Annotated in this window: 10 protein-coding genes; 4 read left to right on the top strand and 6 right to left on the bottom strand. The window is 70.4% G+C overall.

Going from position 1 to position 12,688, the window contains the following annotated elements; all coding sequences use genetic code 11:
• Positions 1–49 precede the first annotated feature (49 nt).
• Positions 50–871 carry an IclR family transcriptional regulator gene (locus OG841_RS08350; protein ID WP_365122265.1) on the bottom strand — a complete coding sequence of 274 codons (822 nt, stop codon included), beginning with the start codon at positions 869–871 and terminating at the stop codon, positions 50–52.
• Complete coding sequence (locus tag OG841_RS08345; protein ID WP_306973976.1) at positions 868–1,287, bottom strand: MarR family winged helix-turn-helix transcriptional regulator; 420 nt, start codon at positions 1,285–1,287, stop codon at positions 868–870. Before OG841_RS08345 ends, OG841_RS08350 begins: the two co-directional genes overlap by 4 nt.
• A 196-nt stretch (positions 1,288–1,483) precedes the next feature.
• On the opposite strand from OG841_RS08345, the gene OG841_RS08340 reads away from it, so the two are divergent.
• Genes OG841_RS08340 through OG841_RS08325 form a run of 4 tightly spaced genes read left to right on the top strand, consistent with a single transcriptional unit; the run spans position 1,484 to position 5,288 of the window.
• Positions 1,484–2,401: an SDR family NAD(P)-dependent oxidoreductase gene (locus tag OG841_RS08340; protein WP_328642025.1), complete on the top strand. Its 918-nt coding sequence runs from the start codon at positions 1,484–1,486 to the stop codon at positions 2,399–2,401.
• Positions 2,402–2,412: 11 nt separating this feature from the next.
• Entirely contained in the window at positions 2,413–3,288 is an 876-nt protein-coding gene (locus OG841_RS08335) for an amidohydrolase family protein (RefSeq protein ID WP_328642026.1), read from the top strand.
• A 10-nt stretch (positions 3,289–3,298) separates the two neighbouring features.
• The gene (locus tag OG841_RS08330; protein WP_371564256.1) at positions 3,299–4,804 is read left to right on the top strand and encodes an acyl-CoA synthetase; all 1,506 of its coding nucleotides are present in this window, start codon (positions 3,299–3,301) and stop codon (positions 4,802–4,804) included.
• Between the two features lie 28 nt (positions 4,805–4,832).
• On the top strand, positions 4,833–5,288 hold the full coding sequence (locus tag OG841_RS08325; protein WP_062047903.1) for a MaoC family dehydratase: 456 nt from the start codon (positions 4,833–4,835) through the stop codon (positions 5,286–5,288).
• 72 nt (positions 5,289–5,360) lie between these two features.
• Here the strand turns inward: OG841_RS08325 and OG841_RS08320 are convergent, their stop codons facing one another.
• Genes OG841_RS08320 through OG841_RS08305 form a run of 4 tightly spaced genes read right to left on the bottom strand, consistent with a single transcriptional unit; the run spans position 5,361 to position 12,681 of the window.
• On the bottom strand, positions 5,361–7,034 hold the full coding sequence (locus OG841_RS08320) for a histidinol-phosphatase (RefSeq protein WP_328642028.1): 1,674 nt from the start codon (positions 7,032–7,034) through the stop codon (positions 5,361–5,363).
• A gap of 11 nt (positions 7,035–7,045) precedes the next feature.
• Positions 7,046–8,881 (bottom strand): LamG-like jellyroll fold domain-containing protein, encoded by a 1,836-nt coding sequence (locus OG841_RS08315; protein ID WP_371564255.1) that lies wholly within the window; start codon positions 8,879–8,881, stop codon positions 7,046–7,048.
• 39 nt (positions 8,882–8,920) lie between these two features.
• Positions 8,921–11,845 (bottom strand): glycoside hydrolase family 2 TIM barrel-domain containing protein, encoded by a 2,925-nt coding sequence (locus tag OG841_RS08310; RefSeq protein WP_328642030.1) that lies wholly within the window; start codon positions 11,843–11,845, stop codon positions 8,921–8,923.
• Positions 11,842–12,681, bottom strand: a complete 840-nt coding sequence (locus OG841_RS08305; RefSeq protein WP_326661984.1) for a carbohydrate ABC transporter permease — start codon at positions 12,679–12,681, stop codon at positions 11,842–11,844. Before OG841_RS08305 ends, OG841_RS08310 begins: the two co-directional genes overlap by 4 nt.
• Positions 12,682–12,688: the final 7 nt, after the last annotated feature.

Raw genomic sequence — 12,688 nt, 5'->3', positions numbered from 1 at the left:
CTCGGGGCCGGGGCCGTTCCAGTATCACGACGCCGACGCGGCCGGGACCTCACCGGTGAGAGGGATATCCGGCACCCGAACGGGGCGGGACCGTGGGCTGCCAGCCCAGTGCCCGCGAGATGCCGAGCGCCGCGAGCCGTACCGCGGGGATCAACGCCGGCACCTGGGCGTCGGCCTGGGGGACCACGACCGACACGGCCGCGGCCACCGTCCCGTCGGGTCCGCACACGGGGGCGGCCACCGAGAGGGCGTCGTCGGTGACCTGACGGCTGCTCACCGCGACGCCGGTGCGCCGGACCTCGGCGAGCACCCGGCGCAGTTTCGCCGGTTCGGTGATCGTGTACGGCGTGAAGACGGCGAGCGGGGTCGCGCAGTACTCCTCCTGCTCGTGCGGCTCGCAGTGCGCCAGCAGCACCAGGCCGACCCCGGTGGCGTGCAGCGGCCAGCGCGCCCCCACCCTGATGTGCACGCCGACCGACGAACGCCCCGCGATCCACTCGATGTAGACGACGTCCGAGCCGTCCCGCACCGCCAACTGCACGTTCTCGTGGGTGGCTTCGTACAGGTCCTCCAGATACGGCAGGGCCAGCTGCCTGAGCGCGACCCCGCGCGGCGCGAGCGCGGCGACCTCCCACAGCCGCAGCCCGACGTGGTAGGCGCCGGCGTCGTCCCGCTCCAGAGCGCCCCAGTCGGTCAGCGCGCCCACCAGCCGGTGGGTGGTGGTCAGGGACAGCCCCGCGCGCCGGCTGATGTCGGTCAGGGACAGCGCCGGGTGCTCGTGGTCGAAGGCGGCGAGCACGGACAGCAGCCGGTCCGGCGCGCTGGGGGTCCCCCCGCGCGAGCGAAGTCGGGAGTGGGGGCGCATGGTCATGGCTGGTCGGCGACCCTCAGCAGGAGGGCCTGAAGCGTCTCACGCTCGGCGGGGTCGAGCGGGGCGAGCAGGTCGTTGGTCACCCGCCGGCCCGCCTCGTCGGTGCCGCGCAGGAAGGCGCGACCGTCCTCGGTGAGCACGACGATCTTGCTGCGGCGGTCGTCGGGAGAGGGGCGGCGCTCGGTCAGGCCCAGTTTCTCCAGGTCGTCGACCAGGCCGACGATCGCGCTGGGGTCGTAGCCGAGCCGGGTGCTCAGCTCCCGCTGGAGGGCGCCCGCGGACCCGGCGAGATAGCGCAGCACCGCGTAGTGGCGCAGTCGCAGCCCCGACTCCTGGAGGAACGTGTTGAACAACTGACCCGAGCGCAGGCCCAGGCGGTACAGCAGATAACCGGTGTCCGCGTGCAGCCCGCGCATCCACGGCTCCTCCGAGTCGATGGGCTTCGGGGTGACGTGCTGGCGTGTGATGGCGGGCTCCTCGTGCTCGGTGGGTCAGGGAGATTCCAGCATGACGCACCCGAAGGTCTCCAACAACTATTGACGTCACCAATTATTGCTCTTAGCTTCGATCTCGTAGCCGCACCCCAGCATCCGTTCGTGAAGGGACCCGCTCGTGTCCAGCATCGATCTCTCCGGCAAGGTCGCCGTCGTCACCGGCAGCGGCCGGGGCCTCGGCCTCGCCTACGCGCAGGCCCTCGCCGCCCACGGCGCCTCCGTGGTCGTCAACGACATCGACGAGGCGGTCGCCGACCAGGCCGTGAAGTCCATCGCGGAGGCGGGCGGCACCGCCGTCGCCGAGGTGGTCCCGGTCGGCACCACCGAGGCCGCCGAGCGGCTGGTGGGCCGGGCGGTGGAGGAGTTCGGACGGCTCGACATCCTGGTCACCAACGCCGGCATCCTGCGCGACAAGGTGCTGTGGAAGATGACGGACGACGACTTCGACGCGGTGATCACCACCCACCTCAAGGGCACCTTCACCTGCGCCCGCGCCGCCGCGGTCCGCATGCGCGAGCAGGGCGAGGGCGGCTCCCTGATCCTGGTCGGCTCCCCGGCCGGGCAGCGCGGCAACTTCGGACAGACGAACTACGCCGCCGCCAAGGCCGGCATCGCCGCCTTCGCCCGCACCTGGTCCATGGAACTGGGCCGCGCCGGCATCACCGTCAACGCGATCGTGCCGGTCGCGGCCACCGCGATGACCGAGACCATCCCCGCCTTCGCCCCGTACATCGAGGCCATGAGGAACGGCGAGCCGCTCCCGGACTTCCTCCGCAAGGGCGAGGGCTTCGGCACCCCCGAGGACTGCGCGGCCCTCGTCCCCTTCCTCGCCTCCGAGGCGGCCCGGGGCATCACCGGGCAGGCCATCGGCATCGGCGGCGACAAGGTGGCACTCTGGTCCCATCCGCAGGAGATCAGGGCGGCCTACGCCGACGGCGGCTGGACCCCCGACACCCTGGCCGACGCCTTCCCGACGTCGGTGGGCGCCGAACTCCAGACGGTCGGCATCCCGGCACCGAAGCTTCCGGAGGCGTGATGGACCTCTCCATGAACGTCGAGGACCTGGTCGCGATCGACGTCCACACCCACGCGGAGGTGTCCTCCAAGGGCCACTCCTCCCTGGACGACGACCTGCACGACGCCTCCTCGGCCTACTTCAAGGTCGAGGGCAAGCGGAAGCCGACCCTTGAGGAGACCGCCGCCTACTACCGCGAGCGGAAGATGGCCGCCGTGATCTTCACCGTGGACGCCGAGTCCGCGACCGGCACGGCGCCGGTCCCGAACGAGGAGGTCGCCGAAGCGGCGGCCGCCAACTCCGACGTCCTGATCCCCTTCGCCTCCATCGACCCCTTCCGCGGCAAGGCGGGCGTCAAGCAGGCCCGTCGCCTGGTCGAGGAGTACGGGGTGAAGGGCTTCAAGTTCCACCCCAGCATCCAGGGCTTCTTCCCCAACGACCGCTCGGTCGCCTACGCCCTCTACGAGGTCATCGAGGAAACCGGCACCATCGCCCTCTTCCACACCGGCCAGACCGGCATCGGCGCGGGCGTCCCCGGCGGGGGCGGGATCCGCCTGAAGTACTCGAACCCGCTCCACGTGGACGACGTGGCGGCCGACTTCCCGCACCTGAAGATCATCCTGGCCCACCCGTCCTTCCCCTGGCAGGACGAGGCCCTCGCCGTCGCCACACACAAGCCGGGCGTGCACATCGACCTGTCCGGCTGGTCGCCGAAGTACTTCCCGCCGCAGCTCGTGCAGTACGCCAACACCCTGCTCAAGGACAAGGTCCTCTTCGGCTCCGACTTCCCCGTCCTCACCCCCGACCGCTGGCTCGCCGACTTCGAGAAGCTGTCGATCAAGGACGAGGTGAAGCCGAGGATCCTCAAGGAGAACGCCGCCCGTCTGCTCGGGCTCACCAAGCCATAAGGGGCCTCAGATGCGCAACGAGGGACTGGGCTCATGGCCCGCACGCCGGGCCCGCAAGACCCCGCACCGCACCGCCCTGATCCACGGCGACACGACGTTCACGTACGCCGGACTGCACACCCGCGTCACCCGCCTCGCGCACGCCCTGCGCGCCCGGGGCATCCGGCGCGGCGACCGCGTCGCCTACCTCGGCCCGAACCACCCCTCCTACCTGGAGACGTTGTTCGCGGCCGGCTCCCTCGGCGCGGTGTTCGTCCCGCTCAACACCCGCCTCGCGGGACCGGAGATCGGCTACCAGCTGTCCGACTCCGGGGCCAGGGCACTGGTCTACGGCCCCTCGCACGCGGGGCTCGTCGCCGGACTGCCGGGCAGCACCGACGTCCGTACGTACGTCGAAGTCGGCGCCGAATACGAGCAGTTGCTCGCCGAGTCGGCGGCGGAACCGATCGACGAGCCGGTCACCGCCGACGACACCTGCATCATCATGTACACCTCGGGCACGACCGGCCGTCCCAAGGGCGCCATGCTCACCCACGGCAACCTGACCTGGAACGCGATCAACGTCCTCGTCGACACCGACCTGATCGCCGACGAACGCGCCCTGGTCTCCGCGCCGTTGTTCCACACGGCCGGCCTGAACATGCTGACGCTGCCCGTGCTGCTGAAGGGCGGCACCTGTGTCCTGGTCGAGGCCTTCGAGCCGAACGCGACCTTCGATCTGATCGAACAGCACCGGATCACCTTCATGTTCGGGGTGCCGACGATGTTCGAGCAGGTGGCGAGGCACCCGCGCTGGGCGGACGCGGACCTGTCCTCCCTGCGGATCCTGACCTGCGGCGGCTCCCCGGTGTCGACCCCCCTGATCGCCGCGTACCAGGAGCGCGGGCTCACCTTCCTCCAGGGCTACGGCATGACCGAGGCCTCTCCCGGGACCCTGTTCCTGGACGCCGAGCACGCCATCGGCAAGGCGGGTTCGGCGGGCGTGCCGCACTTCTTCAGCGATGTCCGGGTCGTACGGCCGGACCTGGCGCCCGTCGACGTCGGCGAGACCGGCGAGGTCGTGCTCCGGGGGCCGCACGTGATGCCCGGCTACTGGGGGCTGCCCGAGGAGACCGCCGCCTCCTTCGCGGACGGCTGGTTCCGCAGCGGGGACGCGGCCCGCGTCGACGAGGACGGCTACGTCTTCATCGTCGACCGCATCAAGGACATGATCATCTCCGGCGGCGAGAACATCTACCCCGCCGAGATCGAGGACCTGCTCCTCGGCCATCCGGACATCGCCGAGTGCGCGGTCATCGGTGTCCCGGACGACAAGTGGGGCGAGGTGCCGCGGGCGGTCGTCGTGCCGCGCGAGGGCGCCACGCCCGACCCCGACGAGGTCCTGGCCTCCCTGGCCGGACGGCTCGCCAAGTACAAGATCCCCAAGTCGGTGGTGATCGCGGACGGACTCCCGCGCACCGCCTCCGGAAAGCTCCTCAAGTCCCGGGTGCGCAAGCGCTTCGGCTCCCACTCTTAGGTTCCCACTCTCAGGTAAGGACAGCTACATGAGCGTCACCGTCAACGGCCTCGACGAACTGAAGAAGCTCGCCGGCAGCGACCTCGGCACCAGCGAGTGGATCGAGGTCACCCAGGAGCGCATCAACACGTTCGCCGACGCCACGGGCGACCACCAGTGGATCCACGTGGACCCCGAGAAGGCGGCGGCAGGCCCCTTCGGCGCGCCCATCGCGCACGGCTACCTCACTCTCTCGCTGTTCATCCCGCTCTTCACCGAGCTGCTGGACGTCCAGGGCGTCACCACGAAGGTCAACTACGGCCTGAACAAGGTCCGTTTCCCCTCGCCGGTGAAGGTGGGCTCGCGCATCCGCCTCGTCGCCAAGCTCACGGACGTCGAGGAGGTCCCGGGCGGTGTGCAGGTCACCGTCGACGGGGCGATAGAGATCGAGGGCGGGGCCAAGCCGGCCGCGGTGCTGCAGAGCCTGTCGCGCTTCTACGCCTGACGGCAGGAGTACACGGCCGTCGACAGCGCGCACACTCCGGGCGGGTCAGCTCCGCCCGGAGTGTGCCCTGCATCAGGCACCCGCCACGTCGACGAAGACGGGGTTGGAATAGAACCACGTGTCCGCCCACGGGTCACCGTTGCCGGGCTCGTGCGGGATCGGACCGTGCGGGTCGACCGAGGCGCCGAGATACCCCGTGCCGTGCCGCTTGCCGTCGCTGCCGCGCAGCCGGACGTAGAAGGACTCGTCCCCGGCGGTCAGCGGGATGCGCAGGGTGTACGTCCCCTTCCGGCCGGACACGTCCTTCGTCTGGACGACCCTGGTGTCGGGCGCCTTCCAGCCGTCCCGGTCGCTCACAGGACCCCGTACCGCGCCCCGGATCACGTCCACGTGCGCCAGCTCCGGCAGGATTCCCTGCGGGTTGGTCCGGGAGGCGCTGGTGACGGTGACGTACAGCGTGATCCTCTCGCCCTTGCGGACCCGCAGCCGGCCGCCCAGCGTGACCCCGCGGCCCGCGTCGCAGTCCCGCTTCACGCGGACGTCGAGTCCGTCGAGCAGATGCCCGTGGTCCAGCCAGACCCGGCCCGCGCGCAGGCCCGCCATCACCGCGCGGTAGCCGTAGCGGGTCACGCCGACGTGGGTGCGGCTGAACTCGCCCGGCCAGAAGTCGCTGCCGGGCTGCGGGGTGTCGGTGTTCACCGGGTCGGGCAGCTTGCCGGTGTTGTCGAAGTTCTGGCCGGCCGGCCAGTCGCCGTTCTTCCACGTGTCGAAGACGGTGCGGTGGTTGTCGGAGTTCGTGGTGATCGAGAACAGGCTGCCTTCTGCCAGCATCGAGTCCCACAGCCCGCCGACGGTCGCCGTCGCCCAGTCGAAGCCGCCGTACGTCAGATACGCATCCGTCGGATAGCCCGGCCACGACTGCACCGACGGCTTGTTCTCGTACTCACCGCGGATCGAGGTGGCCCCGCGCCAGTCGGGGAGCGCCGCGCCCTGTGCGCCCGGGGCGCCCTCCATGCCGATCATGATCTCGGGGGCGGCGTCCCGCCAGCCGCGCATCTCGTGCGGGGAGTCGATGCCGAGCCGCAGCGGGTGGTTGGCGAGCACGAGGACGTCGTCGACGTAGCCCGAACGGCGCTGCTCCGCCAGCCACTTGATCGCCTTGACCGCGTGGGCCTCGTTGCGCGCGGTGTCGGCGGCGCCCGCGGACCCCTCGGTGTAGCCCAGGAGCTTGCCGTCGTAGGCGAGCTCGAACTGCGTGAGCAGGTCGGTCTCGTGCGGGCCGGGGGCCGCGAACACCGTGCAGTGCTCGGCGGCCGGGATGTACCACTCCAGGCCCTGGAAGATCAGCTGGCGCGGGTTCTCCGCGCGGGCCTTGACGATCTCCGCGTGCTCCAGCTTGGCGCCGTAGTAGGCGTGTCCGAAGTTGGAGTGCTCGTTGAACACCATCCAGTCCAGGCCGTACCTGGCGGCGGCCTGCGCCTGCTGGGAGAACGTGTACTTCGCGTCGTGGCTGTACACGGAGTGAACGTGGTGGTCGCCCACCAGGTAGGCGAGGCGCGGGTCGTCGCCGCCGAAGCCCGGCTTGTCGGAGGAGGCGAAGGCGGGGGCCGCCGTCGAGCCGAGGGCGAACGCGGCGCCGAACAGGCCGGCGCGGCGCAGGAGCCCGCGTCTCGACACGCCCTGGGCATCGAGGTCGGCGGGGTTGACGGAGGGGTCGGCCCAGGAGGGCAGTTGCTGCTCGTTCATGGTGATTCCCGTCAGTGAGTCATGAAGGAGGAGACGGGCAGGGCGCGTCCGACGATCCGGACGTCGCCGAGACGGCCGTGCAGGATCTGGTCGATCTTGTCGGCGTACTCGTAGCCGCCGAGCAGCCAGGGCAGCCCGGCCGAGGCGATGCCGACAGCGGGGGCGTGCGGGTTGCGGGCGACGGGGCAGCCCTGGACGTACAGGATCGTGTGCCGCCCGTCGTTGACCACGGCCACGTGCCACCACTTCTCGCGGGCGGTCTCGTCCCCCCAGTTGGTGGCGAGCTGCTGCTGGTTGAGCGGATGCACCGCCCACTGTGGGCCCGGTCCGTCGGAGAGGGACAGCGTGGCCAGCGGTTCGTCCGGGTCGTCGGTGACCGTGCCGACGGAGCCGTTGCGGCCGGTGCGGCTGACGAGGCCGGACCAGGCGTTGTGCGAGGCGTCCCAGTCCGCGGGGAGCCGGTAGAACGCCTCGATGGTGTAACCGTCCTTGAAGGTCGCCCTGTTGAGCGGGGCCCCGTCGACGGTCTTCAGGTACGCGCCCTTGAGCGGCGACTTGTAGCCCTGGAACTCCAGGCTGCCGTGGCCGGGCTGGTCGGGGTGGTGGTCGGCGGACCAGCCCAGTGAGCCGCCGCCGACCGAGACCACGGTGAGGTCGTTGCCGCGGCCGGAGAGGTCACGGACCGTGCCGGAGACCGCCGACTCGAAGCGCCAGTACGCGGCCGTACCCGGCACGAGCATTCTGGCCGCCGGACGCGCCGCACGCGCGGGCTCCGGAGCGAAGCCGGCGAACCGCGAGGCGAAGTCGATGTCGACGGAGAACCGGTCGGCGTCGCCGCTGAGTTCGATCTCCTGCCGCTCCAGCTCGTTGAGCCCCTTGGCGGCCCGGCCCAGGATCCACGGGGAGACCGTCTCCACGTCGATGACGCCGCGGTCGAGGTCGAAGCGGTACAGGCGGATCATGGCGGCGCCGCCGAAGTACCGGTTCTGGTAGTTCGTCAGGTGCAGGTGTACGTCGTTGCCCGCTGTGTTCTTGCGGGTCGCCCGGCCGGCCGGCCAGTAGTGCCCGTTGAGGGTGAGGAAGATCTGGTCGTGGTCCTTGACCAGCTGGTCCCACAGCTGCTGACCGTAGTCCGAGAGGGTGTCGTCCTCGACGACCAGCTCGTGCGTGGTCAGGACGACCGGCGTCCTCGGGTGGGCGGCCAGGACGCCCTTCGCCCAGGCGTACCCCTGGTCCGAAAGGCGCCAGTCCAGCGCGAGCACCATCCACTCGCGGCCCGCGGCCTCGAAGAGGTGGAAGGTGTTGTAGCCGTCGGGCGAGGCTCCGCCGAAGGTCTTTCGGCCCTTGAACCGGTCGGGACCGAACACGTCCAGGTACGGCGTCGCACCGCGCTGGTCGGTGGTGGACGACTTCACGTCGTGGTTGCCCGCGAGGACGCTGTAGCCGACACCCCGGCGGTCGAGCAGCTCGAACGCCTCGCCGATCGCGGCGAACTCGGGTGCCGCGCCGTTCTGGGTGAGGTCGCCGAGGTGGGACAGGAAGACGATGTTCTCGTCCTTCCCGTGTTCCAGCAGATACCGCAGTGCGGCCTCGACGGGAGCCTTGTCGATGCTCGGCCCGTCGAAGAGGTACTGCGTGTCGGGCATGACGGCGAGCGTGAAGCGCCGGCTCCGGGTGTCGGGACGATACCCGGACACCGCGGCCTCGGCCACCGTGGGCAGTGCGACGCCCCCAGTGGCGGCCGCAGTGGCGGCCGCGCCCAGCAGAGCCGTCGCCCGCAGGAAACTGCGCCGTCCGGCACCGGCCTGGGCGGCCTCGCCCTGATCGTGCTCATGCGAAGTGCACACGTGTGCTCCGTTACGAGGGAAGTGAAGAAGAAAGGGGAGTCAGAGGGCGCGCAGAGTCCAGCTCCAGCGATGGACGCCCGGCGCGACGAGGTAGGAGGCGGTGGTGTCGGGTCCGCAGGAGGCGGTGCCGAGGCCGCGGTGGGCCGCGTCGATGTGCACGACACAGCCCGCCCGCGGGACGAGTTCGTCGTGATGCGTCACGCCGGTGAGGTCCGCGGCGCGGTACCGGCTCACGCCGACCTGGCGCGGTTCGTCCAGGACGACCGCGAGGCCGGTGGCGTCCGGCGCGGAGAGCGTGAAGTGGCGTACGCCGTGACGGCCGCCGCTCTCCTGCGGGCGCAGATAGGGGGTGAACAGGTCGTCCACGGGCACGGAGTGATGGCCGACGGGCGCCCCGAAGGCGCGGTCCGGATACGACTCCCAGGGGCCCTGTCCGTACCACTCCATCAGGTCGAGCCCGGCGACCGTCTCGAAGACGGAGCCGACCCGCGCCACGTCGTCGAGCTCGTCCGGCAGCTCGGCCGACTCCTCGACGTGGATTCCGCCCTCGACCGCGGTGAAGACCTGCAGATGGCGGACGACACCGGCCTCGGAGGCGTACTCGGCGTGCACGGTGACCCGTCCGGGGCTCTGCCGTACGTCCGCGACCTTGCGCACCAGGGCGTCGAGTCCCCAGTCGCGCCAGCGCGGTGCCATGCCGCCGAGCTCGTCGTTGTCGGTGGGCGCCCGCCACAAGGAGAGCGTGGGTGCGGAGGTGAGCAGGGGGTGGACCAGGAGACCGTCGTCGTCGACCCCGACGGAACGACTCTTCACCCTCACCGGAGTCTGCGGTGCCGCCTCCCGCAGCCGCACCTGCGGCACGCACACCACCGTCCCGCGCGGCGCCCAGGGCTCGTCCCCGGCGGTCGTCACCCGGAGCGTCAGCCACGCCTCGCCGCCCTCCTCGGGCAGCTCGAACGGCAGCGGTACCGCCGCCGTCTCACCGGGCCGCAGATCGGGCAGCTCGGCGGGAGCGGTCAGCGAGCGTCCGTCGGCGAGCGAGAGCTCCCACTCGCCGGTCAGCCAGGCCAGGCCCCGGAAGTGCTGGTGGTTGCCGAGCACGATGCCCTCGTGCCTGAAGCACTCGATGCGCACCGGCGCCGCGATCTCCCGGTGCTCGTACATCACCGGCTTGGGCGTGCGGTCGGGGAAGACCACGCCGTCCGCGATGAAGGCGCCGTCGTGCGGGAGCTCACCGAAGTCGCCGCCGTACGCCCAGCGGTGGCCGGGCGCGGCGACACCGTTGTCATAGAGCCCGACGCCCCCACGTCCGACCGGTCTGCCGTCGTTCACACGCTGCAGAATGCCGTGGTCCCAGAACTCCCAGATGAACCCGCCCTGAAGACCTGGCGTTGACTCGATGGCCGCCCAATGGTCCGCGAGTGTGCCGTTGCTGTTGCCCATGGCATGGGAGTACTCGCACCAGATCAGGGGCTTGGTCTGCCGCCCCGAGAGCGCGTGCTCCACACACTCCTCCAGCGAGGCGTACATGGGGCAGGCGATGTCGGAGGCCACGGACGGGTCCGCCCAGTCGAGCTTGGCCGCCCCCTCGTACTGGATCGGCCGCGTCGGATCGTGCCGGCGCACCCACCCGGCGGCCGCGTCGTGGTTGGCGCCGTAGTCCGACTCGTTGCCCAGCGACCAGATGACGACCGACGGATGGTTCTTGTCCCGCAGCACCATCCGCGAGACCCGGTCCACGAAGGCGTTCAGATAACGCGGGTCGTCGGCGATCTCATGGGCGTGGTCGTGGGACTCGACGTCCGCCTCGTCGACGACGTAGAAACCGAGTTCGTCGGCGAGGTCGTAGAGGGCGGGATCGTTGGGGTAGTGGGAGGTGCGGATCGCGTTGAACCCGAAGCGCTTGAGCGTGATCAGGTCCGCCCGCATGTCGTCGTACGACACCGTCCGCCCGGTCAGGGGGTGGAAGTCGTGCCGGTTCACGCCCCGGACGAAGATCCGCTCGCCGTTGACCAGCAGGTCCCGGCCGCTGATCTCGACGTCCCGGAAGCCGGTCCGGTGCCGTGAGGTGTCGGCGACCGTGCCGTCGGCGCGGTGCAGTCGGACGGTGAGTGCGTACAGCTCGGGTTTCTCGGCGTTCCAGGTGCGGACGTCCTCCACGACCGTCCGCAGACGTGCCTCGCCGAGGAAGTCGGAGACCCGCTCGTCCTCGGCGTTGAGCCGGTCGAACTCCGTGTCCTGGGGCAGCGGTTGCCCCTCCAGCTCGCCGCTGACGTACCACCCCTCGGGCAGTGCGCCGGCCGCGTCCCGCACCCGGCAGTCCACCCGCAGCTCGCCACTGCGGGACGCCCGCACGGTCACGTCCGCCAGATGCAGCGGATCCGTCGCGTACAACAGCACGGACCGCGTGATCCCGCCGTGCCACCACTGGTCCTGGTCCTCGATGTGCGAGGCGTCCGACCACTTGATCACCGTCAGTCGTACGACGCTCCGCGCGCCGGCGCGCACATGTCCCGTGAGATCGAACTCGGCCGCCAGATGGGAGTCCTTGGATACGCCGACGGGCCGCCCGTCCACGTGCACGAGGAGCACGCTCTCGGCGGCCCCGACCTGGAGCACGATCCGGCGTCCGGCCCACTCGGCGGGGACGTCCACCTCACGCTCGTGGACGCCCGTGGGGTTGGCCGCGGGGGAGTGGGGCGGGTACTCGGGGAACGGCATCCGCACGTTCGTGTACTGCGGCAGGTCGTCGGTGCCCTGCACGGTCCAGGCCCCCGGCACGTGCGCCGAGGACCAGGAGCCGCCGACCGGCGCGTCCGGAGCGGGCAGCAACTGGAAGCGCCAGTCGCCGTCCAGGGGGAGTACTCCGGAGCGCCGGTCGACGGCGTTCATGGGCAGCCGCCCCCAGGAGGTCACCTCGGGTGCCTGCCAGGGGCGCAGGGCGAGCAGGGCATCGTCCGTCATCCGCGTACGGCCCCCTTGGCGAGGTCGCCGATGATCTGCTTGGCGCCGATGGCGAACACGATCAGCAGCGGGACGAGGGCGAGCAGGGCACCGGTCATCACGATGCCGTAGTCGGTGGTGCCGTGGGTGCCGTTGAGCTGGGACAGCGCGACCTGGAGGGTCACGTTGTCGGGGTTGGTGAGGGAGATCAGGGGCCAGGCGAAGTCGTTCCACTGGCCCATGAAGGTGAAGATGCCGAGGAAGGCGAGACCGGGGCGGACCACCGGCAGCGCCACGTGCCAGTACTGGCGGAGGAAGTGCGCGCCGTCCAGCTTGGAGGCGTCGAGCAGCTCGTCGTGGATGGCGGACTTCATGTACTGGCGCATCCAGAAGATGCCGAAGGCGTTGGCCGCGGCCGGCACGATCAGCGCGGTCATCGAGCCGATCCAGCCGATCTTCGCCATGATCACGAACTGCGGGATGACCGACAGCTGCGCCGGCACCATGAAGATGACCATGAGCAGCCCGAACAGCACGTTCTTGCCCGGGAACTCGAACTTGGCGAAGACGAAGGCCGCGAGCGAGTCGAAGAGCAGGACGAGGAAGGTCACCGACACCGCGACCAGCAGCGAGTTCCACATGGACCCGAAGAAGTCGATGGCGTCGAAGAGGTTGCGGACGTTCTCCAGGAAGTGCGTTCCCGGCAGCAGTTTCGGCGGGTACGCGAAGATCTCCGACGAGCTGTGCGTCGACATGATCACGGCCCAGTAGAACGGGAAGGCCGAGAGCAGTGTGCCGATGATCAGCGGGAGGTGCAGCGCGATCCCTCTGCGGCGGGATCCCTTGATGGCAGCCATGATGCGC

It is taken from the genome of Streptomyces canus (genome assembly GCF_041435015.1).
Classification (GTDB): Bacteria; Actinomycetota; Actinomycetes; order Streptomycetales; family Streptomycetaceae; genus Streptomyces; species Streptomyces canus_G.
This window is presented reverse-complemented; position numbering and strand designations above follow the sequence as displayed.

Bases quoted from the DNA above. Each gene is read 5' to 3' on its own strand.
- OG841_RS08330 (WP_371564256.1), top strand. From the start codon at position 3,299: ATGCGCAACGAGGGACTGGGCTCATGGCCCGCACGCCGGGCCCGCAAG.
- OG841_RS08310 (WP_328642030.1), bottom strand. From the start codon at position 11,845: ATGACGGACGATGCCCTGCTCGCCCTGCGCCCCTGGCAGGCACCCGAG.
- OG841_RS08350 (WP_365122265.1), bottom strand. From the start codon at position 871: ATGACCATGCGCCCCCACTCCCGACTTCGCTCGCGCGGGGGGACCCCC.
- OG841_RS08345 (WP_306973976.1), bottom strand. From the start codon at position 1,287: ATGCGCGGGCTGCACGCGGACACCGGTTATCTGCTGTACCGCCTGGGC.
- OG841_RS08305 (WP_326661984.1), bottom strand. From the start codon at position 12,681: ATGGCTGCCATCAAGGGATCCCGCCGCAGAGGGATCGCGCTGCACCTC.
- OG841_RS08320 (WP_328642028.1), bottom strand. From the start codon at position 7,034: ATGAACGAGCAGCAACTGCCCTCCTGGGCCGACCCCTCCGTCAACCCC.
- OG841_RS08325 (WP_062047903.1), top strand. From the start codon at position 4,833: ATGAGCGTCACCGTCAACGGCCTCGACGAACTGAAGAAGCTCGCCGGC.
- OG841_RS08335 (WP_328642026.1), top strand. From the start codon at position 2,413: ATGAACGTCGAGGACCTGGTCGCGATCGACGTCCACACCCACGCGGAG.